The sequence below is a fragment of the Streptomyces sp. NPDC001443 genome (assembly GCF_053597355.1).
The window spans coordinates 19,611-44,027 of sequence record NZ_JBSFIA010000044.1 but is presented as its reverse complement, the minus strand read 5'-3'; the positions used below and the strand labels follow the sequence as shown (position 1 = coordinate 44,027).

Annotated in this window: 21 protein-coding genes, 3 tRNA genes and 1 other RNA gene; 11 read left to right on the top strand and 14 right to left on the bottom strand. The window is 73.3% G+C overall.

Annotated features, from left to right (window positions below):
- Window positions 1-364: 364 nt before the first annotated feature.
- The 4 genes from ACWC24_RS34440 to ACWC24_RS34425 all read right to left on the bottom strand — a co-directional run bounded on the left by ACWC24_RS34440 (window position 365) and on the right by ACWC24_RS34425 (window position 2,067).
- A tRNA-Ser gene (locus ACWC24_RS34440) sits at window positions 365-449 on the bottom strand.
- 81 nt (window positions 450-530) lie between these two features.
- Window positions 531-962 (bottom strand): tRNA adenosine(34) deaminase TadA, encoded by a 432-nt coding sequence (gene tadA, locus ACWC24_RS34435; RefSeq protein ID WP_450666830.1) that lies wholly within the window; start codon window positions 960-962, stop codon window positions 531-533.
- Between the two features lie 56 nt (window positions 963-1,018).
- Window positions 1,019-1,570, bottom strand: a complete 552-nt coding sequence (locus ACWC24_RS34430) for a tRNA adenosine deaminase-associated protein (RefSeq protein ID WP_450666861.1) — start codon at window positions 1,568-1,570, stop codon at window positions 1,019-1,021.
- 302 nt (window positions 1,571-1,872) lie between these two features.
- Entirely contained in the window at window positions 1,873-2,067 is a 195-nt protein-coding gene (locus tag ACWC24_RS34425; RefSeq protein ID WP_450666829.1) for a hypothetical protein, read from the bottom strand.
- A 138-nt stretch (window positions 2,068-2,205) separates the two neighbouring features.
- Between ACWC24_RS34425 and upp the strand changes: the two genes are divergently transcribed.
- Window positions 2,206-2,841 (top strand): uracil phosphoribosyltransferase, encoded by a 636-nt coding sequence (upp, locus tag ACWC24_RS34420; protein WP_152893632.1) that lies wholly within the window; start codon window positions 2,206-2,208, stop codon window positions 2,839-2,841.
- A gap of 362 nt (window positions 2,842-3,203) precedes the next feature.
- Here upp and ACWC24_RS34415 read toward each other — a convergent pair whose 3' ends face one another.
- The 6 genes from ACWC24_RS34415 to ACWC24_RS34390 form a co-directional block, all read right to left on the bottom strand.
- The gene (locus tag ACWC24_RS34415; protein WP_450666828.1) at window positions 3,204-3,851 is read right to left on the bottom strand and encodes a LytR C-terminal domain-containing protein; all 648 of its coding nucleotides are present in this window, start codon (window positions 3,849-3,851) and stop codon (window positions 3,204-3,206) included.
- A gap of 98 nt (window positions 3,852-3,949) precedes the next feature.
- Window positions 3,950-4,246, bottom strand: coding sequence for a type II toxin-antitoxin system VapB family antitoxin (locus tag ACWC24_RS34410; RefSeq protein WP_004943146.1), 297 nt, complete (start codon window positions 4,244-4,246; stop codon window positions 3,950-3,952).
- A gap of 624 nt (window positions 4,247-4,870) precedes the next feature.
- A complete protein-coding gene (locus ACWC24_RS34405) occupies window positions 4,871-5,026 on the bottom strand; it encodes a hypothetical protein (RefSeq protein ID WP_450666827.1) in 156 nt (51 codons plus the stop codon).
- A 58-nt stretch (window positions 5,027-5,084) separates the two neighbouring features.
- Window positions 5,085-5,426, bottom strand: coding sequence for a hypothetical protein (locus tag ACWC24_RS34400; RefSeq protein ID WP_450666826.1), 342 nt, complete (start codon window positions 5,424-5,426; stop codon window positions 5,085-5,087).
- Between the two features lie 90 nt (window positions 5,427-5,516).
- A complete protein-coding gene (locus ACWC24_RS34395) occupies window positions 5,517-6,188 on the bottom strand; it encodes an HdeD family acid-resistance protein (RefSeq protein WP_450666825.1) in 672 nt (223 codons plus the stop codon).
- Window positions 6,189-6,249: 61 nt separating this feature from the next.
- A complete protein-coding gene (locus ACWC24_RS34390) occupies window positions 6,250-6,834 on the bottom strand; it encodes an HhH-GPD-type base excision DNA repair protein (protein ID WP_450666824.1) in 585 nt (194 codons plus the stop codon).
- Window positions 6,835-7,144: 310 nt separating this feature from the next.
- Here ACWC24_RS34390 and ACWC24_RS34385 point away from each other — a divergent pair, with 310 nt between their 5' ends.
- The 4 genes from ACWC24_RS34385 to ACWC24_RS34370 all read left to right on the top strand — a co-directional run bounded on the left by ACWC24_RS34385 (window position 7,145) and on the right by ACWC24_RS34370 (window position 13,211).
- The gene (locus tag ACWC24_RS34385) at window positions 7,145-9,280 is read left to right on the top strand and encodes a penicillin acylase family protein (protein WP_450666823.1); all 2,136 of its coding nucleotides are present in this window, start codon (window positions 7,145-7,147) and stop codon (window positions 9,278-9,280) included.
- Entirely contained in the window at window positions 9,273-9,887 is a 615-nt protein-coding gene (locus tag ACWC24_RS34380) for a GNAT family N-acetyltransferase (RefSeq protein ID WP_450666822.1), read from the top strand. Before ACWC24_RS34385 ends, ACWC24_RS34380 begins: the two co-directional genes overlap by 8 nt.
- Before the next feature lie 292 nt (window positions 9,888-10,179).
- A complete protein-coding gene (locus ACWC24_RS34375) occupies window positions 10,180-12,015 on the top strand; it encodes a copper resistance CopC/CopD family protein (protein ID WP_450666860.1) in 1,836 nt (611 codons plus the stop codon).
- A 380-nt stretch (window positions 12,016-12,395) separates the two neighbouring features.
- Window positions 12,396-13,211, top strand: coding sequence for a lamin tail domain-containing protein (locus tag ACWC24_RS34370; protein WP_450666821.1), 816 nt, complete (start codon window positions 12,396-12,398; stop codon window positions 13,209-13,211).
- A gap of 122 nt (window positions 13,212-13,333) precedes the next feature.
- On the opposite strand, the gene ACWC24_RS34365 is transcribed toward ACWC24_RS34370, so the two are convergent.
- Window positions 13,334-13,421 (bottom strand) — tRNA-Ser (locus ACWC24_RS34365).
- Between the two features lie 72 nt (window positions 13,422-13,493).
- Here ACWC24_RS34365 and ffs point away from each other — a divergent pair.
- From ffs to ACWC24_RS34335, 6 genes are all read left to right on the top strand, one after another.
- Window positions 13,494-13,592, top strand: an RNA gene (gene ffs, locus ACWC24_RS34360) — signal recognition particle sRNA small type.
- A 45-nt stretch (window positions 13,593-13,637) separates the two neighbouring features.
- Entirely contained in the window at window positions 13,638-15,917 is a 2,280-nt protein-coding gene (locus ACWC24_RS34355) for a DNA polymerase III subunit gamma and tau (protein ID WP_450666820.1), read from the top strand.
- Window positions 15,918-16,045: 128 nt separating this feature from the next.
- Window positions 16,046-17,299: a phosphoribosylamine--glycine ligase gene (gene purD / locus ACWC24_RS34350; protein ID WP_450666819.1), complete on the top strand. Its 1,254-nt coding sequence runs from the start codon at window positions 16,046-16,048 to the stop codon at window positions 17,297-17,299.
- 289 nt (window positions 17,300-17,588) lie between these two features.
- Window positions 17,589-19,373, top strand: coding sequence for a hypothetical protein (locus ACWC24_RS34345; RefSeq protein ID WP_450666859.1), 1,785 nt, complete (start codon window positions 17,589-17,591; stop codon window positions 19,371-19,373).
- A gap of 332 nt (window positions 19,374-19,705) precedes the next feature.
- Window positions 19,706-21,208 carry a N,N-dimethylformamidase beta subunit family domain-containing protein gene (locus ACWC24_RS34340; protein WP_450666818.1) on the top strand — a complete coding sequence of 501 codons (1,503 nt, stop codon included), beginning with the start codon at window positions 19,706-19,708 and terminating at the stop codon, window positions 21,206-21,208.
- Window positions 21,209-21,276: 68 nt separating this feature from the next.
- Window positions 21,277-22,173 carry a phosphoribosylaminoimidazolesuccinocarboxamide synthase gene (locus ACWC24_RS34335; protein WP_450666817.1) on the top strand — a complete coding sequence of 299 codons (897 nt, stop codon included), beginning with the start codon at window positions 21,277-21,279 and terminating at the stop codon, window positions 22,171-22,173.
- A gap of 109 nt (window positions 22,174-22,282) precedes the next feature.
- Here ACWC24_RS34335 and ACWC24_RS34330 read toward each other — a convergent pair.
- The 3 genes from ACWC24_RS34330 to ACWC24_RS34320 all read right to left on the bottom strand — a co-directional run bounded on the left by ACWC24_RS34330 (window position 22,283) and on the right by ACWC24_RS34320 (window position 24,417).
- Window positions 22,283-22,358: transfer RNA gene (locus tag ACWC24_RS34330), tRNA-Gly, on the bottom strand.
- A gap of 23 nt (window positions 22,359-22,381) precedes the next feature.
- Window positions 22,382-22,996 carry a response regulator gene (locus ACWC24_RS34325; RefSeq protein WP_450666816.1) on the bottom strand — a complete coding sequence of 205 codons (615 nt, stop codon included), beginning with the start codon at window positions 22,994-22,996 and terminating at the stop codon, window positions 22,382-22,384.
- On the bottom strand, window positions 22,993-24,417 hold the full coding sequence (locus ACWC24_RS34320; RefSeq protein ID WP_450666815.1) for a sensor histidine kinase: 1,425 nt from the start codon (window positions 24,415-24,417) through the stop codon (window positions 22,993-22,995). The genes ACWC24_RS34325 and ACWC24_RS34320 overlap by 4 nt, the downstream gene beginning before the upstream one ends.

Here is a 24,417-nt window from a genome sequence, read left to right as displayed (position 1 = left end):
GACAAAACCCTGACATTTCGCCGCGCCGCCAACCGCGAATCAGTCGCCGCGAAAGGGTGTGTCGCCGGAGGGGATGAGTAGGAAATTACGACTTCTCGACCGAATGGGAGACGGGCGGCATCAGTCGAAGGGGCATGGCCTCTTGGCGGGTGGTGCTGCTGCTGAGACTGCGCCGTGGCCTGCGCGGCGCCGGACGAACGGCGCAAAAATACCCGTGACGGGAATCAGGCTGATCAGGCCTTCCCCTCGTCCGGCGCGGATCCGGGCGACGATGACGACGGGCTCGCCGGAGCGCTCGTACGGGCCGACCGGGACGGACATGCGCGAAGGGCCCGACTCGATGAGTCGGGCCCTTCGTCTACCGCGGTAGCGGAGGGATTTGAACCCTCGGTGACTTGCGCCACACTCGCTTTCGAGGCGAGCTCCTTCGGCCGCTCGGACACGCTACCGAGGGAGACACTACCCCAAGGTGGGCCGTGCTCTGAAATCCGTTTCCCGGGGCCGCCCGGTTCGGGGCGTCCGGGCGGGTTTCAGCGGTCCCGGAAGAACTCGGTGAGCAGCCGTGCGCAGTCCTCGGCCAGGACGCCCTGGACGACCTCCGGGCGGTGGTTGAGGCGCCGGTCGCGCACGACGTCCCACAGGGAGCCGGCCGCGCCCGCCTTGTCGTCCCGGGCGCCGTAGACGACCCGGTCCACGCGGGACTGCACGAGCGCGCCCGCGCACATCGTGCACGGCTCCAGCGTGACGACGAGTGTGCAGCCGGTCAGCCGCCACTCGCCGAGCACGGCGGCCGCCCGCCGGACGGCGAGGACCTCCGCGTGCGCGGTCGGGTCGCCGACCGCCTCGCGTTCGTTGTGCCCGGTCGCGAGCACGGTGGTGCCGTCCGGAGCCAGTACGACGGCGCCGACGGGGACGTCCCCGCCCCGGACGGCCAGACCGGCCTCGTCCAGGGCGAGCCGCATCGCGGCCCGCCAGCGGTCGCGTACCGGATCCGGCGCCCGTGCCGCGTCCGGTGCGGTCAGCGGACCGTCTCCAGGACGTCGGCGGCGCCGAGGGCTTCGGCGATCTCGGTCAGCGCGTCGTCCGACAGCAGCTTCAGCTCCTTCTCGCTGATGCCGAGGTCGTCGAGGATGCCGGGGTCGCCGACCGGGCCGTGGGGCACGATCTCGCCGGAGCCGCCGTCACCGGCGGTCCCGTCCCCGTCCCCGTCCTCGTCGTCGGCCTGGTCGTCGCCGTCCTCGGTGCCGTCGAGGTCGAGCGAGTCCAGCTCGTCGTCCGGGTCACCCGGATCGCGGCCGAGCAGTTCGTCGGTGAGCAGGATCTCGCCGTAGCTGCTGCGGGCAGCGGCGGCGGCGTCGGAGACATAGATACGAGGGTCGTCCTCGCCGTCCACCCGGACGACACCGAACCACCCGTCCTCCTGCTCGATGAGTACGAGCACCGTGTCGTCGTCGGGAGAGGCCTCCCGGGCCAGGTCGGCCAGATCCGACAGGGTCTCCACATCGTCGAGCTCCGTGTCGCTCGCTTCCCACCCGTCTTCGGTGCGCGCGAGCAGTGCGGCGAAGTACACCGTGACTCTCCCACTGGTCATAGGCGTGCCGGTTGGGGGTCCCCCCGGCGGAGGTTGCGGGCGGGGAGAGCTGTGCTCCGAGCCCACCCACTCGGAATCGTGGCAGAAACAAGGCCTCCAGGGGACGTCTTCGGCTCCCTGTGTCTGGCAGTTTTGATCGCACGGAGGCAAGTACGTCCGAACAGGACTCACCAGCACACTCGTTGCTGCCACCTGCGGATCGTACGCGGCTTTCCACCTCGCCCACGCACGACCACCCTCAGGATCGCCTCCGCCCGGCCGTGTCCGCGGCGTGCCGCGTGCTACCAGCGGAAGGTCCGCATGCGCATGGCGTGCCGCAGCCTGGCGGTCCTGGCACGGCGCGGTTGGACGCGGTCGCGCAACTCCCGGGCCTCGGTGAGGTCGCGCAGGAACTGGGCGCGTCGCCGACGCCGCTCGGCGGCCGTCTCCGGCGCGTCGCGGGCGGGCGGGTCAGGCAGCTCTGGAGGCTCTGGCACGGCACCACCCCATCCCGGTCGTCATCACCACCTTCCCCCTGACGGGCGGTTCGACGCCAGGGAACGTCCCGAGTCCGCGACGGGAGCCCGCCGAGTGCGGGAGCGCCGGGCGGGTCCGGCCCGGCTAGTGTTGGGGTCATGCGTCTCCACGTCGTCGACCACCCCCTGGTCGCCCACAAGCTCACCACCCTGCGCGACCGCCGCACCGACTCCGCGACCTTCCGCCGTCTCGCCGACGAGCTGGTCACCCTGCTCGCGTACGAGGCCACGCGTGACGTGCGCACCGAACAGGTCGACATCGTCACGCCGGTCGCCGAGACCACCGGGGTGAAGCTGTCCTACCCGCGCCCGCTGGTCGTGCCGATCCTGCGGGCCGGCCTGGGCATGCTGGACGGCATGGTCCGGCTGCTGCCGACCGCCGAGGTGGGCTTCCTGGGCATGGTGCGCGACGAGGAGACCCTGAAGGCCTCCACGTACGCCTCGCGCATGCCGGAGGACCTCTCCGGCCGTCAGGTGTACGTCCTGGACCCGATGCTCGCCACCGGCGGCACGCTGGTCGCGGCGATCCAGGAGCTGATCGCCCGCGGCGCCGACGACGTCACCGCCGTGGTGCTGCTCGCCGCCCCCGAGGGCGTGGAGATCGTGGAGCGCGAGCTGGCCGGCACCCCGGTCACCGTGGTCACGGCGGCCGTCGACGACCACCTCAACGAGCACGGCTACATCGTGCCGGGCCTGGGCGACGCGGGCGACCGGCTCTACGGCGCCGCGGAGTAGGCGTACGACCCGGCCCGTACCTGCCTCTGGCCACGACTCGGCCGTACGTGACCGGGAGTGGCCCCGGACGGCGTGCGCGGCCCTTGGGCCTCTGCCGGGGTCCCGTGGGGCCCGGCCCACGCGTACGGCCCCGTCCGCAGGAGTCCTGTGCGGCCTCTTTCCCCTGAGGTCCGCGCGGGGCCGCCGACGTCCCCGCGCAGGGATTTCCCGGCGGTTCCGGGACGGCGGTGTTCTCCGGCGGCGGTTCCGGGAGGGTGTTCCCCGGGCGGTTTCGCGCCGCGAACGGCGTTCTCCGGGGTCGCCCGGGGCCCCGCGGGCGTCCGCGGGGTCGCGTTCGGGCGGTCAAGCCGGCCGTACGGCCGTCAGCAGCCGTTCTTCTTCGTGGCGGCGGCCGGCTCGGGCGCGTTCAGCACGGTTAGTGCCTTGTCGGCGTCCGTCTTCGCGGTCAGCTGCTTGAAGGCGGTGCCGATGACGAGGTCGACGTCGGTGCCCTTGCGGGCGGCGTCGGTGCGGAGCTCGGCGGCGGTCAGCTGGGTGCCGAGCACCGGCAGCGAGGTCTTCAGCGAGGACGCGGGGCCGAGCAGCAGCCCGGTGCCCGCGACCTTCTTGTCGAACTCCTTGGACGCGTTGCCCACTTCGCCGATGTGGAAGCCGCGCTTGGCGAGCTCGTCCGCCGTCTGCTTGGCGAGCCCGCTGCGGGGCGTGGCGTTGAAGACGTTGACGGTGATCTGGGCGGGCTTGGGCAGCACCAGCACGGCGGCGGCCGCCGAGGGGCTCACCTTGATCTTCTGCGCGCAGGCCGCCTTGGTGTCGGCCGCGGCCTTGTCGCCGTTGCCGGTGAAGACGTCCACGAGCTGAAGTGTTCCCCAGCCCACCACACCCAGCACGGCGACGGAGACGATGCCCACGACGACGAGCCTGCCGCGCCGCCGGGGAGGGCGCATACGCGGGTATTTGTCCCCCGTGATCCGGTACTGTCCGCCCATCCCGGGGGGAGTCAGCATGCTCATGGGCGCAGCGTAGTGCTCGAGAGCGGCGCTGCCTAATAGATGATCATCCGACTTGGTCGAGGAGCACCCGAAAGGGGCAACCGGGACCTGAGCGGGGGTCAGTCCAGTTCGAGGACGCGCGCGTGCAGCACCTGACGCTGCTGGAGGGCCGCCCGTACCGCGCGGTGCAGTCCGTCCTCCAGGTACAGGTCGCCCTGCCACTTCACGACGTGCGCGAAGAGGTCGCCGTAGAAGGTCGAGTCCTCCGCGAGGAGGGTCTCCAGGTCGAGTTGCTGCTTGGTGGTCACCAACTGATCGAGGCGGACCGGGCGCGGCGCGACGTCCGCCCACTGCCGGGTGCTTTCCCGGCCGTGGTCGGGGTACGGCCGGCCGTTTCCGATGCGCTTGAAGATCACACGGAAAGCCTACCGGCCCAGACGTTCCGGGCGCAGCCATGGCGACGGAGTGCGGCGCCGGAAAAGACAGTCCAAAGCGGGGCGTTCGGGGACGGAGGCCGGGGGCGGGCGACAACGAGACGGTGCCGCAGGCTGTTGCCCCGGGGCCTTCGGGTGGTCGTCGCCTCCTGGCCTCCGACCGGGGAAGGAGCGAACTCGGGGGAGTCGGCGGCCTGTCCGTGACTGTGTCCGCGGCCGTCCGCACGTGGCCCCTCCGTCTCGTTCGCTCGAAAGGAGTCGGCGTCCTCTTTGTCGCGCAGACGTCGAGGGGCGCGCCCGGCGACATCGGCGGGGCGATACGGTTCGCTGCCGCCGCACGGGCGTTGTGCACAGGCTGTGGACGTCCGGACCGGATGGACGGTCCGGACCGGTCTGGACCGACCGGACCGGTCTGGACCGGTCTGGACCGACCGGACCGGACGCCGACAGCGCCCGGTCCGGCTCCGGATCGAACCTCCGGATCGAACTGCCGGATCGAGTCTCCGGATCAGGCTTACGGATCAGGCTTCCGGATCAGACCGTCGCGGCGGCCGTCGGATCGAGCCGCAGGGCCGGTCCCCGGATCGGCCTGCGGCTCCGCATCCCTCACGGGCACGGCTGCGGGGGTTCCCCTTCGCTCACCCTTCGCGCCTTGCTCGTCCTGCGTGCCTCGCTCGCCTTCTCGGCTTCCGGCTTCGGCGTGTTGCGGGCGGCCTCGGCGCGCAGCAGCGCGCGCAGGACCGCGTACGGGTCAGTGGGCATGGCTGTTCGTGTTCCTTGCGTCGTACGGGACCGAGCGGACCGGGAGAACCGGGTCCCGTCAGCAGCGCAGGACCACCGAGCGTGCGGCGGCGCGCGGGGCGTACGCGCGGTACGGGGCCGTGGGGCGGTGCCCGTCGGCACCGGCCGCCGGGTCCGGCAGGGGTGCGGGACGCAGGGCCTCGGCGGGGCGCGCGGTGGCGCGGCCGGGCGGTCGCAGGGCGGTGTCGAGGACGTCGTACTCGACCGTCTCGCCGGTCCCGCAGGCGGCGACGGCCGGTGCCGGGTGGAGCACCGCGTGGGCGCCCGGCGCCGGCAGGGCCAGCAGCAGGAGGAGCAGCAGGACGAGCACCCGCGGCCGGACCCGGCCGGACGGGTGAAGGTGGGGTGCGTCGCTGCTCACGAAGGTTCATCTCCCCGGGTGGCGTACGGCGTCCATCGCGCCGGACGCGAGATCCGCCCGCTCGGCCCAGCGCCGTGCGGCGGGAGCGGGTCAGATGGTGCGTGGGGTCCGGTGGGTCAGGCCGCGCATCCGGACCGAGGTGACGATCTCGACGATGCCGACCACGATCAGCCAGATCCCGCCCAGCAGCGTGAGGATGGCGACGGACTCCAGCGGTGCGTCGATCAGGACGATCCCGGCGACGAAGGTGACGATCCCGAGGAAGATCTGCCAGCCGCGCGCGGGCATGCCGGAGTCCTGTACGGCGGCCAGCGTCTGGGTGATGCCGCGGATCAGCCAGCCGATGCCGATCCACAGGGCGAGCAGCAGGGTCGACTGCATGACGCCGCGGAAGCAGAACAGGCCCAGCACGATCGACAGGGCGCCGCTGATGAAGGCCAGCACGCGCAGCGAGGTCCGGCGGTGGGTGCCGAACGCGGAGATCAGCTGGAGCACACCGCTGAGCAGCAGGTAGATGCCGAAGAGGAAGCCGGCGATCTTCACCGAGGCGTGCGGCCAGATCAGGACCAGGACGCCCAGGACGAGGGAGGCGACACCGGTGAGCAGGACGACCTGCCAGGCGGCCTCGGAGAGGGCGTGCAGCAGTCCGTCGAACGGCGGCTCCGGCTCGTGTCCGTCACGCGGGTCGGACGTGCGCTCGGCGTGCACCTTGCGGTCGTCGAACTCCGGTCCCCAGGAGGGTCCGGTCGGTGGCTCGGTCATGATCCATGCTCGGACCGGGATCCGGCGTGCCGCCACCCGGGACGGTCCGGGTGGCTGACGGTCACCCGCCGGCCGTCTTCGCCGCGGCCTTCATCTCCTGCTTGTGCGCCCGCACCTTCGCCAGCGACTCGGGCCCGGTGATGTCGGCGACGGAGCGGTACGACTTCGCCTCCCCGTAGGGTCCGGCCGCCTCCCGCCATCCGGTGGGCCGCACCCCGAGCTGCTTGCCGAGCAGCGCCAGGAAGATCTGTGCCTTCTGCTTGCCGAACCCGGGCAGTTCCTGGAGCGCCGCGAGCAGTTCCCGGCCGCTGCCGGTGTCCCGCCAGACGGCCTCGGCGTCACCGTCGTAGTGCTCGACGAGGTACTGGCACAGCTGCTGGATCCGCTTGGCCATGGACCCCGGGTAGCGGTGGACTGCGGGCTTCTCGGACAGCAGCGCCGAGAACGCCTCCGGGTCCATGACGGCGATCGCGGCGGCGTCCAGGTCGTCGGAGCCCATCCGCCTCGCGATCGTCGCGGGCCCCTTGAACGCCCACTCCATCGGGACCTGTTGGTCCAGCAGCATCCCGACCAGCGCGGCGAGCGGGGAGCGGCCGAGGAGCTCGTCGGCCGCGGGGTCCTGGGCGAGGTGCAGGGTGACGTCCATGGGTCGATGATGGCGCGTGCCCCGGCGGGCGCGCGCACCCGGTGCCGGTCGACGCCCGGGACCTCGCGCATGTACGACGACAGCGTCCGCGCCCGGTCGCGTGCGCACGTACGACGACAGCGCCCCTGCCCGGTCGCGTGCGCATACCCGGTGCGGCACCGTGCAGTCGAAGTGCCTGGCGCGCGCCGGCCCGAGGCCCGTGCGCCCGACCCCGCCCCTGCCTCACGGCACTTCTTCGCGCCTCGCGTACGATTCCCCCACCTAGCCGATTAGTTAGGCAAGGCTAACCTAAAACGCAAAGGGGCCAGGGGTGACCACCGAGATCTACCGGGACACATGGGGAATCCCGCACCTGCGCGCCGACGACGCCCGTGAACTGGCCCGCGCTCAGGGCCGGGTCACCGCCCGCGACCGCGCCTGGCAGCTGGAGGTCGAGCGGCACCGCGCCCAGGGCACCTCCGCGTCCTTCCTCGGCCCCGAGGCCCTGTCCTGGGACCTCTTCGCGCGCCGCGTCCGCCTGGAGGACACCGCCCAGCGCTGCTACGCCCTGCTCGAGGACACCGATCCCGAGACCGCCGAGTGGACACGGGCCTACGCCGACGGCGTCACCGAGGGACTGACGACGGTCGACGCGCCGGAGTTCGCCCAGGTCGACCTCGTCCCCGGCCGCTGGGAACCCTGGACCCCGCTCGCCGTCTGGCTCTCCACCCACATCCTGTTCGCCGGCTTCCCCGCCAAGTTGTGGCGGGAGGAGGCCGTACGCCATCTCGGCCCGGACGCGGTCGGCCTGTTCGCCACCGACGGCCCCGGCACCTCCGGCAGCAACGGCTGGCTGGTCGGCGGCGAGCGCACCACCACCGGACGGGCCGTCATCGCCGGGGACCCGCACCGCTTCATCGAGAACCCCGGCGTCTACCAGCAGATCCGCCTCGCCTGCCCCGAGTTCGACGTGGTCGGCCTCGCCGTCCCCGGCGTCCCCGGCATCGCCCACTTCGGCCACACCGGCACGGTCGCCTGGGCCATCACCAACGCCATGGCCGACTACCAGGACCTCTACCGCGAACGGCTGCGCCGCACCGGCGCCGGTGTCGAGGCCCTCGGCCCGGACGGCCGCTGGCACCGCGCCACCCGCCACACCGAACTGATCCGGGTGGCCGGCGCGGAGCCGGTCGAGGTCGAGGTGATCGAGACCGACCGCGGGCCCGTCGTCGCCGGCGGTCCCGAGGGCCTCGACGACGGCACCCCGCTCGCCCTCAGCCTGCGCTACCCGCCCCGCGTCACCGCCGACCTCGGCTTCGGCGCGCTCCTGCCGCTGCTGCGCGCCCGCCGGGTCGCCGACGTCGACCGCGCCCTCGACGCCTGGGCCGAACCCGTCAACGTCGTCCAGGCCGCCGACACCGAGGGAGGGGTGCTGCACAGGGTCGCGGGCCGGGTGCCGGTGCGCGCCGAGGCCAACCGGGTCCGGCTGGTCCCCGCCTGGGAGCCCGGCCACGAGTGGACCGGCTGGCACCCCACCCCCCGCGCCGGCCTGACCGACGGCATCGCGGTGATGGCCAACCAGCGCGGCCTCGCGGCCCCCCTCGGCGTCGAGTTCGCGCCGCCGCACCGGGCCGACCGCATCCGCGCCCTGCTCGACCGGCACCGCACCCTGTCCGCAGCCGACATGCCCGCCGTCCACACCGACACCCATCTCGCCTCTGCCGGGCCCCTGTTGGAGGCGGTGGCGGCCCTCGACGGCCTCTCCCCGCGGGCCGCCGCCCTGCGCGACCGCCTCCTGGGCTGGAACCGCAGGATGGACGCCGACAGCGCGGACGCGGCCCGGTACGCGGCCCTGCGCGGCGCGGTCGTCCGCCGGATCGCCGCCCACCCCGCGCTCGCGGCCCTGACCGGCCCGCCCGCCTACCCCGAGGTGCTGCTCCCCTGGCTCGCCCTCGCCCCGCGCGTCGGCTTCGCCCTGGAACACCTGCTGCGGGCCGAGGAGCTGTACGGCATCGACCGTCCCGCCGTCGTGCGTGCCGCGCTGGAGGAGTCGGCCGCCGAACAGACGGGCACTGTCGAACAGTTGCCCCCTGCCGAACAGGCGGCCCCCGCCGAACCGGGGGCCGTCGCCCCGGCCGACCCGGTCTGGGGCGACACCCATCGCCTTGCGCCCTGGCAGGCGCTGCCCGACCCGTCGTACACCGGACCCGCGCTCTCCGGCGACCACGACTGCGTGCTGTGCACCTCCGGCGTGCCCGGCCTCACCGACCTCGGCGCGCGCGGCCCGGCCGCCCGCTACGTGTGGGACCTGGCCCGCCGCGAGGACAGCCGCTGGGTGGTGCCGTTCGGCGCCGACGGCGTCCCCGGCAGCCCGCACCACAGTGACCAGCTCCCGCTGTGGCTCGCGGGAGACCTCGTCCCGGTCGTCACCGACTGGGACCGGCTGGAGAAGGAGACCGATGTCTGACCCGTACGCCGCCCCCGCCCGCGAGGCCGTCCACGAGGAGGTGACCGACGGCTTCGGCACCGTCCGCATCCTCGCGCTGGACGCGGCCGCCGACGCCGAGGTCGTCCATCGCTGGGTGAGCCAGGAGCGGGCCGTCTTCTGGGGCATGAACGGCCTCACCCGGGACCAGGTGGCGGAGATCTACGCCCACCTGGACACCCTCGACACCCACCACGCCTTCCTCGCCGTCCGGGACGGCGAACCGGCGGGCCTGTTCCAGACCTACGAGCCCGAGGCCGACCGGGTCTCCGAGTGCTACGAGGTCCGGCCCGGCGACATCGGCGTACACGTGCTGCTCGCGCCCGCCGGGGACGGCGGAGCACGCCCCGGCTGGTCGTCCGCCCTGCTGGGCGCCTTCGTCTCGTACGCGCTGCTGGTCCTGGACCGGCGCCGGATCGTGGTCGACCCCGACGTGCGCAACGAGCGGGCGATCAGCCGTTTCCTGCGCCAAGGCTTCGAGGCGGGCCCGGTCGTCGTCCTGCCGGAGATCGACCTCCCTGACGTGTATCTGCCCGAGAAGAACGCCCGACTGGCCTTCCTGCGCCGGGAGGCGGCCTTCCCCGGCTGACCCCGGGGGCACGACGACGGGCCTGAGGCGGGCACACCCGGCATGACGTGTCCCGCGGCGGTCGTGCGGGCCCTCGTGGCGGCCGAGCGGGGGGCCGTGGCCGCCCGCCCACGGCCGGTGTGCACGATGGTGCCCGTGCCCGCCCGTCGGCCGGTGGTGAGCACGGCGCCGCTCCCGTCCGTACGTATCCAGGAGCGCACGAGTGCGAAGGCGGAGCGGTGACGTGAGCGAAGGGCGCGATGGCGGACGGCGGTACGGCGCACGGCACGGAGACCGGCGACTTCAAGGGCTGGTGCTGCTGGGCTCCGTGTTGGTCCTGCTCCTCTTCGGCGGCGCGGGGCCGGCCTCGGCCCACGCCGCCCTCCGCACCACCGATCCCGCCGACGGAGCCGTCCTAGAGTCCGCCCCTCGCTCCCTCACCCTGACCTTCACGGAGTCCGTCGGCCTGCTCGACGACTCCTTCCGCGTCTTCGACCCCCGCAACCACCGGGTGCGCACGGGCGAGCCGCAGCACGCGGCGGACCGCTCGGACACGGCCCGGGTCACCCTGCCCGCGAAGCTGGGCCGGGGCACCTTCACCGTGGCCTGGCGGGTGGTCTCGGCGGACAGCCATCCGGTCTCCGGCGCGTTCACCTTCTCGGTCGGCGCACCCACCCCGACCACCGCAGCGGTGAACGCCGGCCCCACCGAGGACCCGGCCACCGCCCGCCTCTACGACACGGCCCGCTACGCCGCCTATCTCGCCGCGGCCCTGCTCATCGGCACGGCCGCGTTCGTCCTGCTGTGCCGCCCGATCGACACCGCCCCGCTGCGCACCCCGCTCAGGGCGGGCTGGTGGACCCTTCTCGCGTCCACCGTCGTCCTGCTGGCCCTGCGCGCTCCGTACGAGGCGGGCACGGGCCCGGCCGGGGCCCTCGACCCGTCCGCCCTGGTCCGCACCCTGAGCACCCGGCCGGGCCTGGCGCTGACGGCCCGTCTCGCCCTGCTGGCCCCGGCCGCCGTGCTCCTGGTACGAGCCCGCAGGCGCCCCCTCGACCCCGTGCCGACCGTGCCTGCCCTCGCGGTCGCCGTCGGACTGGCCCTGACCTGGGCGGCCGCCGAGCACGCCTCGGCCGGCCTCCAGGTCCCGCTGGCGATCACGTCCTCGGTCCTGCACCTGCTGGCGATGGCGGTCTGGCTGGGCGGTCTGGCGGCGCTGCTGATCCTGCTCCACCGCACCACGCTCGCGGCCGGTGCGGTCGCCCGCTTCTCCCGGGTCGCGTTCATCGCCGTCACCGTGCTGGTGGTGACCGGCCTCTACCAGTCCTGGCGCGGTCTCGGTTCCTGGTCCGCGCTCACCGGGACGGAGTACGGCCACCTCCTGCTCGCCAAGCTGGCCGGGGTGACGCTGCTGCTGACGGCGGCGTCCTTCTCCCGCAACTGGACGGCACGGCCCGCGGCGGCCAGGGCGGCCGCCGGGGAACGGGTGCCGGCGACGGTGGGCGGACCGCCGCTCCCGGCCCGGGAGCCGGAGACGGGTACGGGTACGGGGACTGCCACGGAGACGGAAGCGGAGACCGTCCCGGGACCGGAGGCGGAGGCGGAGGCGGGGACGGAGGCGGGGACGGAGCCGGAGCCGGCGGCCGACGCCGACACCGTGCGCGGCCTGCGCCGCTCCGTCCTGGCCGAGGTCGCCGTCGCGGCGGTGGTGCTGATGGTCACGACGGCCTTGACGGGCACCACGCCCGGCCGGGCCGAGACCGAGGCGGCCGACGCGCGGGCGGGCGCGTCGGCCACCGGGATCGCCACCGCGTCGGTGACCCTGATCCCGTTCGATGTCGGCACCCCCGCGGTCCACGGCACGGTGCAGGTGACGCTCGACCCCGGCCGGGTGGGCGACAACTCGGTCGAGGCCGTGGTCTTCGGTCCCGACGGCGGCCTGTCCTCGGTGCCCGAACTGCGCCTGACCTTCACCCTCGCCGGTCAGGAGATCGGCCCGCTGGACACCAAGGTCACCGACAGGGGCGGCTATTGGGCGGCCGACGCCTTCAACCTGCCGCTGCCCGGAACCTGGACGATGAAGGCGACGGTCCGGGTCTCGGACGTGGACCAGGTGAGCGAGACCCGCCCGGTACGGATCGAGCGTTAGAAGCTCGGCCGGACCTGGGAACGCCCGTTCGCGCAGGGTGATCGGGCCCGCCCGAAATTGTTACCCACTATCGGGTGATAGGGGTGAATGCATCCCATTTGTAATACAGAGGGCCGAGTGCCGCGGCCCAGTTGCCGCAAGGGTTGATGAGGTGGCGAGGCGTCAACATCGTGCATAACTCACATAGATGGATATTGCATCCGAGAGTAACGGCAATGTGATCACTTGGTCACACCGTGCGCGTATCGCCTTCACGTCGACGCCGGGCGGCCAGAGTGTGAGTGCGCGGCCAGCCGGTCGTCGCAAGCACACCGCACTACCCCTGACCAGGTCGTATCGTCACGGTCGGGGAAGGTGCCCGCACCATGCAAGGGGACCCCGTGTCCGTTTTCGTTAGCCCCCGTCGTCTGGCCGCCGCCACGCTCGCGGCCGGTGCCCTCATCGGAGTGGGGGCCCTGCCGGCGTCCGCCGCCGACCACGTTCGCGCGGACCGGTCGCGGGTCGAGATCAGCGACGTGCACCGCGACGTCCTGAACCGTCACGACCGCTTCTACGGCTCGAACTACTCGCTCAACAGGGAGTGGGTGCAGATCAGCAACTACGGGAGCCGTGACGTCAACCTGAACGGCTGGACCCTCAGGGACGAGGACGGCCACAGGTACACCTTCCGGAACGTCCGGCTGGACGGCCGGTCCACGGTCCGTGTCCACACGGGCATCGGCCGGGACACGCGCACCGACGTCTACCAGGACCGCCGCGGCTACGTGCTGGACGACCGGTCCGACACGCTCACCCTGCGCAACGACCGCAACCGTTTCGTCGACTCCTACTCGTGGCGCGACCGTGACGACCGGAACTGGAACTGGAACGGCCGGAACGACCGGCACGACCGGAACTGGAACGGCCGCGACGACCGGCACGACCGGAACTGGAACGGCCGCGACGACCGGCACGACCGCAACAACCACGACCGTGGCGACCGCAACAACCACGACCGCGGTGACCGCAACAACCACGACCGTGGCGACCGCAACAACCACGACCGCGGTGACCGCAACAACCAGAACCCGCCGGTCCAGAACCCCCCGGTCCAGAACCCCCCGGTCCAGAACCCCCCGGTCCAGAACCCGCCGGTCCAGAACCCGCCGGTTCAGCACAACCAGGACAACCACAACCACAACCACAACAACGGCTGACCGACCGCCGCCGGACGTGACCTCTGAAGGTTCCGCCGGCAGCTAGACGCGAATCCTTGGTCAACGTAGAAGGGCCCCACCGCAAGCGGTGGGGCCCTTCTACAACGTGCCCGGTGAGGCACTGGCGGAGGATACGAGATTCGAACTCGTGAGGGGTTGCCCCCAACACGCTTTCCAAGCGTGCGCCCTAGGCCTCTAGGCGAATCCTCCGGTGGGAACATTACATGACCGAGAAGGGTGCTCGCGAACTCGATCCGCACCGCCGTCATCAGGTACTGTTTGGGCAGCCCCTCACGCGGCGCTATCTGACTGAACTCCCCCAGGGCCGGAAGGCAGCAAGGGTAGGTCGGCTCTGGCGGGTGCGTGGGGGGCGCTTGCGTTTGCGGGCGGGGCCGGTTGTCGGCGGGCGCCTATAACCTCGTAGATGTGTCGTCTCTCGCGCTGTACCGCCGCTATCGCCCGGAGTCTTTCGCCGAGGTCATCGGGCAGGAGCATGTCACCGACCCGTTGCAGCAGGCGCTGCGGAACAACCGGGTCAATCACGCGTACCTGTTCAGCGGGCCCCGCGGCTGCGGCAAGACGACCAGCGCGCGCATTCTCGCCCGGTGCCTGAACTGTGAGCAGGGCCCCACGCCGACCCCGTGCGGGGAGTGCGACTCATGCCGTGACCTGGCGCGGACCGGGCCCGGCTCCATCGATGTCATCGAGATCGACGCCGCGTCGCACGGTGGTGTGGACGACGCCCGTGACCTGCGGGAGAAGGCCTTCTTCGGGCCCGCGCGCAGCCGGTACAAGATCTACATCATCGACGAGGCCCACATGGTCACGCCGGCCGGTTTCAACGCGCTGCTGAAGGTCGTCGAGGAGCCTCCGGAGCATCTGAAGTTCATCTTCGCGACCACCGAGCCCGAGAAGGTCATCGGCACGATCCGGTCGCGGACCCATCACTACCCCTTCCGGCTCGTGCCGCCCGGCACCCTCCGGGACTACCTCGGCGAGGTGTGCCAGAAGGAGGCCATCCCCGTCGAGGACGGTGTGCTGCCGCTGGTCGTGCGCTCCGGCGCCGGGTCCGTGCGTGACTCCATGTCCGTCATGGACCAGCTGCTGGCCGGTGCAGCGGCCGACGGTGTGACGTACGCCATGGCGACCTCCCTCCTCGGCTACACCGACAGCTCGCTGCTCGACTCCGTCGTCGAGGCCTTCGCCACCGGTGACGGTGCCGCCGCCTTCGAGGTCGTCGACCGCATCATCGAGGGCGGAAACGACCCACGGCGCTTCGTCGCCGACCTGCTGGAGCGGCTGCGGGACCTGGTGATCCTGGCGGCCGTACCGGACGCGGCCGAGAAGGGGCTGATCGACGCCCCCGTCGACGTCGTCGAGCGGATGCAGGCCCAGGCCGGCATCTTCGGCGCCGCCGAGCTCAGCCGGGCCGCCGACCTCGTCAACGAGGGCCTGACGGAGATGCGCGGCGCCAACTCGCCCCGTCTCCAGCTCGAACTCATCTGCGCCCGCGTGCTGCTGCCCGCCGCCTACGGCGACGAGCGCTCCGTGATGGCCCGCCTGGACCGCATCGAGCGGGGCGTGAACTTCTCCGCGGGCGGCGGCGCGCCCGCGGTGGCGTACGTACCCGGTCCCGAGGCGCACGGGGCGGTGGCGACGGAAGGCGCTCCGGTCCGGCAGCAGCCCGCCGACGCCGCGCCGATCCCGCCCGGTGGCGGGGCCGCGGCGGCCCGTGCCGCGGTGCGAGGCCCCGGAGCCCCCGGCGTCCCGGCACCGGGCGCGGGGCACCCCCGGACCGTTCCGCAGGCACCGGCCGTCCCGCAGCCGCCGGTCGCCGCCCAGCCCCCGGCGCCCGCCGCGGCACAGGACGCCCCGGCCGCCGCCCCCGCCGGGGCGGGCGCGCCGACGCCCGGCGCCTGGCCCACCGCGGCCCCCGCCGGCGGCGGTCGTCGTCCGGGCGGCTGGCCCACCGCGGCCCCCGCCGGAGGCGGCGCCCGCCCGTCGGCCGCACCCGCCCCCGCGCCTGCCGCGGCCGCCCCCACCCCCGCGTCCGCGGCGGCCCCGGGCGCGGCCGCCTACGCGCCCCCCGCCGGCGGCCTCGACCCGCGCATGCTCTGGCCGAACATCCTGGAGGCGGTCAAGAACCGCCGCCGGTTCACCTGGATCCTGCTCAGCCAGAACGCCCACGTCTCGGGCTTCGACGGCACCACGCTCCAGCTCGGCTTCGCCAGCGCCGGGGCCCGTGACAACTTCACGAGCAGCGGCAGCGAGGACGTGCTGCGGCAGGCGCTGCTCGAACAGTTCGGCGTGCAGTGGAAGGTCGACGCGGTGGTCGATCCGTCGGGCGGCGGCTCGGCGGCCCCCGCGACGGGCGTCCCGTCCGGCTACGGCGGCGGGTACGGCCCGGGCGCGGGCGCCGGTGGGTACGGCGGCGCGGCCGCCCCCGCCGCACAGCGCCCGGCGTCCCCGCAGCCCGCCCCGCCCGCCCCGGCCCCCGCCGGCCCGGCGGGCCACTCCCCGTCGGCCCCCCTGGCGCAGGCCCCGGTGTCCCGGCCCGCCGCCCCCGAGCCGCCGCCCCCGGTCGCCCCCGAGGACGACATCCCCGAGGACGACGACCCCGACCTCGACGAGTCGGCCCTCTCCGGGCACGAACTGATCGTGCGGGAACTCGGAGCGACGGTCGTGGAGGAGATCATCAACGAGTAGCCCCAGGTCAGGGGTGTGACGGGCGACGGATCGCGGGTCCCGGTTCGGAGGAAGCCACAAGCATCGCGCGCCCTCGGCCTCGGAAGCCCGCACAAAGTGCCCGGTCCCGCGCCGGTTAGGCTGACCCCGTGAAGGTCCTTGTCATCGGCAGCGGCGCCCGCGAACACGCCCTGTGCCGCTCCCTGTCCCTCGACCCCGACGTCACGGCGCTGTACTGCGCCCCCGGCAATGCCGGCATCGCCGAGGTCGCCGAGCTGCACCACGTCGACGCCCTGGACGGCGCGGCCGTGACCGCGCTGGCCGGCGAGCTCGGCGCCGAACTGGTGGTGGTGGGCCCGGAGGCCCCGCTGGTGGCCGGTGTCGCCGACGCCGTCCGCGCGGCGGGCATCCCGGTCTTCGGCCCGTCCGGCGAGGCCGCGCAGCTCGAGGGCTCGAAGGCCTTCGCCAAGGACGTGATGGCCTGTGCCGGCGTCCCCACCGCGCGGTCCTACGTCTGCACGACCGCCGACGAGGTCGCCGAGGCCCTCGACGCCTTCGGCGCCCCCTACGTGGTCAAGGACGACGGCCTCGCCGCGGGCAAGGGCGTCGTGGTGACCTCCGACCTGGAGACGGCCAAGGCGCACGCGGCCGGCTGCGACCGGGTGGTCATCGAGGAGTTCCTCGACGGCCCCGAGGTCTCCCTCTTCGCGATCACCGACGGCGAGACGGTCGTCCCGCTCCAGCCCGCCCAGGACTTCAAGCGCGCGCTGGACGGCGACGAGGGTCCGAACACCGGCGGCATGGGCGCGTACTCCCCGCTGCCGTGGGCCGACCCGAAGCTGGTGGAGGAGGTGCTGGAGACCGTCCTCAGGCCCACCGTCGACGAGATGCGCCGCCGCGGCACTCCGTTCTCCGGCCTGCTCTACGCCGGGCTCGCGATCACCGGCCGGGGCGTCCGGGTCATCGAGTTCAACGCCCGGTTCGGCGACCCCGAGACCCAGGTGGTGCTGGCCCGGCTGCGGACGCCGCTGGCCGGTGTCCTGCTGGCCTCCGCCAACGGCACCCTGGACGACCTCGCCCCGCTGCGCTGGAGCGACGACGCCGCGGTCACCGTGGTCGTCGCCTCGCACAACTACCCCGACACCCCGCGCACCGGCGACCCGATCACGGGCCTCGACGAGGTGGCCGCCCAGGACGCGCCGCACGCGTACGTCCTGCACGCGGGTACCAGGCACGACGGCGACGCCGTTGTCAGCGCGGGCGGCCGGGTGCTCTCGGTGACCGCGACCGGCACCGACCTCTCCGAGGCCCGTGACCGCGCCTATCAGGCGGTCTCGCGCATCGGACTCGACGGTTCCCAGCACCGTACGGACATCGCGGCGAAGGCGGCCCAGGGCGCCTGAACACCCCACTGACCTCGTGTTCCGCAGAGATCGGGCCCCGGAGAGATCCGAGGCCCGATCTTTGCTTTCCGTTGCCCACCTCTGACCAAAGCCATTCCATCGAGTGACCGATGCCCTATCCGGCTGACGGGAACCGGAGCCCCAACTAGGGTGCGGCGCAAGCATTCCGGCACTTGGCCCACCGGCATTGCGATGTCGGCGGCGGGTGCCACAGTGGGGGAGTGAGCTTCACCAGGACAGCCGGGACAACCGGGACAACCAGGTCGGCAGGGAGGGGGTGAGTCCGGACGTGACCGGGATCGGTGTGGAGGTGGGCGCGCAGGCCGCGCGGACGAGGGCCCTGGCCGTGCTGCGCGTCAGGAGCCGGGCACTGGCGGTCGCCCTGCTGCCCGCGGCCGTGGCGGTGGTGCTGCTGGCTGGCGGGTCCACCGGGCATCTGGTGGGGCGGGGCTGGGACCTCGCCCGCTGGATCGTGACGGTGGTCGCGGTCCTCGTGCTGCTGGCCGCCGCCGGCGTCGGCCTGGTGGTGGCCAGAGCCCGTCCCGCCGTGAGCCCGACGGTCCCGATCGCCGAGGAGTCCGCCCCCGACCTGTACCGACTGGTGCGCGACCTCGCCGACCGTCTGGACGTCCCCGTGCCCTCGGCCATAGCGCTCACTCCGGACTGCGACAGCTGGCTGGAGGACCGCACCCACGCGTCGCACGACCCGTCCCCGCCGCACGGCCGCGACCACGAAGAGATGACCGGCCTGGGCAGACCGCCGCGCAGTGCCGCCGCCACCGTGCTCGTCATCGGCTCCCCGTTCCTGTGGTGGATGCGGGTGGGTGAACTGCGTGCCGTCCTCGCCCCGGTCGTCGCCGGTACGGAACCGTCGGCGCAGCCGGACATAGCCGCCGCCCGCCGTTTCGTACGCGGCCTGGACGCGGCGGTGGCCGTCGCCTCCACGCCCGGCCGGAGTCTGCCCCTGCGGATGGTGTGCGCGGCCCTCGGCTGGGCGGCCAGGCTCCTGCTGCGCGGCTGCCGGGAGCACGCGACGCTGATGGAGCGGGGCGTGGCGTCGGCCGCGGCCGAGCGTGCGCAGGCCGTGGACTACGGGCTCAGGATCGTCGCCCAGGAGCAGGTGGGCCTCGCCTACGCGGGCTGGGACCGGCTGCTGACCCGGGTCGCGCTGCCCGCCTGGCGGATGGGCCGCTGGCCCTCCCGGCTGGACGCGGGGGTGGTGGCCGCCCTCACCGAGCTGTCCCGCCGGGACCGGCTGGCCGAGGGCTTCACCTCCAGACTGGGCGAGCGCCCCGCCTGCGACCTGCTCGAAGAGCCCGGCCTGGTGGACGAGGCCGCCTCGCTGCTGGCCGCCCGGCTGTTCCACGGCGGTCCCGCCGAGCCCGGTCCGGACTGGGCCCCGGTGGACTGGCAGGAGTATCCGGACGAGGTCGTCGACCGCAAGTGGCGGGCGGACGCCGCCCGGCTGCACCGCGTCCTGGACACGCTGGGCGTGCGCCGCGTCGGCGACCGCACCGCCTCCCATCCCGGCGGGCCCACCCTGGCCCGGGTGCTCGACCATCTGACGGCCCCGGACCGGGCGGGTTCGACGGGCCTGCCGAAACCCCTGTCCCAGCCCTACGCGGCGATGGCCGCCGACGCCGACGAGGACGCGCTGGAGGGCGGTACCGAGCGCAGCATGGCGCTGGCCTGCGGGCTGACCGCGGAGCTGGCCCGAGAAGAGGCCGCGGCCCCGGCGGTCCGCGGGCCGGCCGCAGGCACGGCCCAGGGCCCCGAAGCGGCCTTCTGGGACGGCGACGCCCTCCCGCTCTTCCCGCTCCAGCCGCCCCGCACCCCCCGGGAACTCCTCGCCGACCATGTCACCGCGATGGTCTGCTGCGCCGCGATGGACACCGCGGGCGCAGCCCCCGGTCTCGACTGGCTGGACGGTCCGTCCCTGCTGATCGACGGCATCCGCGCGACCGACCTGACCCCGAAGGTCCTGAGCCTCATAGAGGACGGGGACCCGGTGCCGCTGCGGACCTGGATGGTCGAGTGCGGGATACGGCCGGAGAAGCCGGTACGGCTCGTCTGACGGACGGCGGGAAGGCAAGATCCCTGCCGGAGCACCCGATTCCACTTTCGGCCAATTCGCAACGAATAGTGACAGCATCGGTGCGTAATGTGATGTGCTGGGACTGAACGCGCTCCTGGCATGCGCGCCCGACATACGACAGACGACACAGTCGTACGGCTGTGCACTCGTGCAGCCGTACGCGACCGCGGTCGGACCGTGCGCCCGCCGCGCGTCCGGCCGGGCCCCCACCGTGCCGGGCACCGCACGACGCACATCGCGCACGACACACGGCACGGCACACGGCACAGCACACGGCACGACGTACATCGCAGCGAGGGAGGGGAGCGAGCATGGGGTCGGAGCAGGTCCGTCGCTGGGAGTCGGGAGCACTGGCGCACGCGGTGACGGACCCCTTCGGCCAGGGCCCGGTCCCCTGGCTGCGCGGCAGCGAGACGTACTTCGACGACACCGGCCAGGTCGTCCCCTGGTACGTGGACCCGGCTCCCGTCCACACCGGCCGGCGGGGCGACCCCAGGGTTCCCGCCCCCCGTCCCGCCCCGGTCGGCGGCCCGCGCGCCGCCGACGACGTGCACCGCCAGATCAAGGGCTTCATCTCCACCGGCGCGGTCGCCCCCGGCGAGGCCGTCGACTTCCATGTCACGGTCGACCCGCCGCAGGAGTTCGCGGTCGACATCTACCGCATCGGCCACTACGGCGGCGACGGCGCCGCCAAGATCACCACCAGTCCCCGGCTGTCCGGCATCGTCCAGCCGCCCCCGCTCACGGCCGACCGGACGGTCTCCTGCCACCACTGGTGGCTGTCCTGGCGGCTCCAGATCCCGCCCCACTGGAACACGGGCGCGTACGTGGCCGTCCTCACCACCGCCGACGGCTACCGCTCCCACATCCCGTTCACGGTCCGCGACGACCATCCCAGGGACCTGCTGCTGGTCCTGCCCGACATCACCTGGCAGGCCTACAACCTCTACCCGGAGGACGGCCACACCGGCGCCAGCCTCTACCACGCCTGGGACGAACAGGGCCGACTGCTCGGCGAGGCCGACGCCGCCACGACCGTCTCCTTCGACCGCCCGTACGCCGGCGCGGGCCTGCCGCTGCACGTCGGTCACGCCTACGACTTCATCCGCTGGGCCGAGCGCTACGGCTACGACCTCGCCTATGCCGACGCCCGCGACCTGCACGCCGGCCGGGTCGACCCCACCCGCTACCGGGGCCTGGTCTTCCCCGGCCACGACGAGTACTGGTCCTCGGCCATGCGCCGCAACGCGGAGCTCGCCCGGGAACAGGGCACCTCGCTCGTCTTCCTCTCCGCCAACAGCATGTACTGGCAGGTGGAGCTGGGCCCCTCCCCGTCCGCCGTCCCCGACCGCCTGCTGACCTGCCGCAAGCGCAAGGGCCCCGGCAAGGCCGTGCTGTGGCGCGAGATCGACCGGCCCGAACAGCAACTGGTCGGCATCCAGTACGCGGGCCGGGTCCCCGAGCCCCACCCCTTGATCGTCCGTAACGCCGACCATTGGCTGTGGGACGCCACCGGCGCGCGCGAGGGCGACGAACTCGACGGCCTGGTCGCGGGCGAGGCCGACCGCTACTTCCCGCGCACCCCGCTCCCCGAGCACGACGAGCGCATCCTGCTCGCCCATTCCCCGTACACCGACCACGAGGGTGTCCGGCGCCATCAGGAGACGTCCCTGTACCGCGCCCCGTCCGGCGCGCTGGTCTTCGCCTCGGGGACATTCGCCTGGTCACCGGCCCTGGACCGGCCGGGCCATGTCGACACCCGGATACAGCGGGCCACCGCGAACCTCCTTGACCGCATCTGCAAGCACGGCTGACCCGCTGTCCTGGCCCGTCCTGGCATACGGGACAATCGAGCCATTGGACAGAACCACGGGGAGGAACCGTGTCCGGATTCGTAGAAAAGCCCGAACCGATCGAGGTTCCGGGCCTGGTGCACCTGCACACCGGCAAGGTGCGCGATCTGTACCAGAACGAGGCGGGCGACCTCGTGATGGTCGCCAGCGACCGCATGTCCGCCTATGACTGGGTGCTGCCCACCGAGATCCCGGACAAGGGCCGCGTTCTCACCCAGCTCTCCCTGTGGTGGTTCGACCAGCTCGCCGACCTGGCCCCCAACCACGTGCTGAGCACGGAGCTGCCCACGGGCGCCCCCGCCGACTGGCGCGGCCGCACCCTGGTCTGCAAGTCCCTGCGGATGGTCCCGGTGGAATGCGTGGCCCGCGGCTACCTCACCGGCTCGGGTCTCGCCGAGTACCAGGAGTCCCGCACGGTCTGCGGCCTCGCCCTGCCCGAGGGCCTGACCGACGGCTCCGAGCTGCCCGCCCCGATCTTCACCCCGGCCACCAAGGCGGCCGTCGGCGAGCACGACGAGAACGTGTCGTACGAGGAGGTCGCCCGCCAGGTCGGCGCCGACACCGCCGCCCGGCTGCGCCAGGCGACCCTCGCGGTGTACGGACGCGCCCGCGACATCGCCCGGGACCGCGGGATCATCCTGGCGGACACGAAGTTCGAGTTCGGCTTCGAGGGCGAGACGCTGGTCCTCGCGGACGAGGTGCTCACCCCGGACTCCTCCCGCTTCTGGCCGGCCGACCAGTGGCAGCCGGGGCGCGCGCAGGCGTCGTACGACAAGCAGTTCGTGCGGGACTGGCTGACCTCCGCCGAGTCCGGCTGGGACCGCCGTGGCGAGCAGCCCCCGCCGTCGCTGCCGCAGCAGGTGGTGGACGCCACCCGCGCCAAGTACGTGGAGGCGTACGAGCGGCTGACGGGCGTCGGCTGGTGAGCGGCGCCCGGTGAACGGTGTCCGGTGCGGGCCGTCCGACGGCCGGCACCGGACGGGCGGTGCCCGATGAACGAAGAAGCCCCCCGGCCGGAGCCGGGGGGCTTCTTTCTGGAGCGGACGACGAGGCTCGAACTCGCGACCTCAACCTTGGCAAGGTTGCGCTCTACCAACTGAGCTACGTCCGCACTGCGCCGTGGCGCGAGGCCAACTATACCCAACCTCGCTGCCGTGCGAGACGCACTGCCGCGTGCCGGTTCTCCGCACCGAGTTTCGTCACGGCGGACGAGAGGTAGTTCCGCACGGTCCCCGGCGACAGCGAGGCCCGCTCGGCGATCTCCGAGACGGGCGCCCCGTCGGCGGCCAGTTCCAGGACCTCGGCCTCGCGCGCGGTGAGCGGTGAGTCCCCGGCGGAGATCGCGTCGGCGGCCAACTCCGGGTCGATGTAACGGTTTCCGGCGTGCACGGTGCGGATGATCTCCCCGAGCCGCTGGGCGCTGACCGTCTTCGGGACGAATCCACGCACGCCGGCCGCAAGGGCCCGTTTCAGATGGCCGGGCCGTCCGTGACCGGTGACGATCAGCACCTGGCAGCCCGGCAGTTCGGCCCGCAGGGATGTGGCGACCTTCACACCGTCGGCGCCGGGCATCTGAAGATCCAGCACGGCCACATCGGGTTCGTGGGCCCGCGCCATGGCGAGCGCCTCGGGCCCGGTCGCCGCCTCGGCGACCACGACCAGGTCGTCCTCCAGGGAGAGCAGCGCGGCCAGTGCCCCGCGGATCAGATGCTCGTCGTCGGCCAGCAACAGCCGCACCGGGGGTTTCATGACGTCACTCCGCTCACATCCGCCAACGGTACTTCCGCCACCAGACGGAACCCGTCCCCGCCCACGGCCCCCGCCGTCAGCGTGCCGTCCACCACGGCCAGCCGCTCGCGCAGCCCCGCGATCCCGGAACCCCCGCCCGCGCCGGAACCCCCGCCCGCGCCGGAACCCCCGCCCGCGCCGGAACCGCCGTCCGCGCCGGAACCGCCGTCCGCGCCGGAACCACCGCCGGAACCGCCGTCCGCGCCGGAACTGCCGCCGGAACTCCCGCCCGCGCCGGAACCCCCGCCCGCGCCGGAACCCCCGCCCGCGCCGGAACCCCCGCCCGCGCCGGAACCACCGCCGGAAGCTCCGGACGCCCCGTCGTTCTCCACCGTCAGCACCACACGCCCCTCCAGCATCCGCAGACTTACGGCACACCGCGCGGCGTCCCCGTGCCGCAGCACATTGGTGGTGGCCTCCCGCACCACCCAGCCGAGCGCGGACTGCACTTCGCCCGGGAGCAGGGCCGCCCGGTGCTCGCCGCTCATCGCGCAGTCGATCCCGGCGGCCTTCAACACGCCCTGCGCTCCCCTGAGTTCGATACCGAGATCGGCCTCCCGGTATCCCCGTACGACGTCCCGGACCTCGCGCTGCGACTCCTGCGCGACGCGCTGCACCTCGGTCATCTGGTCCACCGCCTCCGGCCGCCCGCGCCGGGCGAGCTGCACCGCCAGCTCGCTCTTGAGGGCGATCACGGCCAGGTTCCGGCCCAGGACGTCGTGCAGATCGCGCCCGAAGCGCAGCCGCTCCTCGGCGACGGCCAGCCGGGCCCGGGTCTCCCGGGCCGCGTCGAGTTCGTAGACGGCGTCGAGCAGCCATACGGAGAACATGGAGGTGAAGGCGAGGAACGCGCCGCCGGCCAGGACCGCGATCGTGGCCGCCACGGCGGCGGGCCCGGGGACGCCCAGCAGGAGGGAGACCGCGCCCGCCCCGGCCGCGAACCCCGCCACCAGGGCGAACACCCGGCGCCGGGCGCGGACTCCGAGCGCGGTGGTGCCCGCGCCGAAGATCATCACGCCGCCGAAGACCGTGCCCGTGGCCGTGTCGACGCCGTCGCCCTTGGGGCCGTACTCCTGGATCACCAGCATGGCGACGGCGAGCGCGTAGCTGACCGCGCCGAGTGCCCACCGCAGCCGCACGGGCTGATCGCGCCGGCCGCGGGTCCAGTCGAGCGCCCGCGAGGCGGTGACCGCGCACAGGGCCGCGTGCCCGGTCACCATGGCCATCAGCCAGCCCGCGAGGCCCGGTCCCGCCTGTCCGAAGACCGGCAGTCCGAGCGCCGCCACCTCGATCACCGCGAAGAAGTGGAACGACCAGCGGGTGTACGTCTCGACCTTGGCCGGCGTGCTCTTGCGCCGCCACCAGCCGCGCCCAGCGCTCAT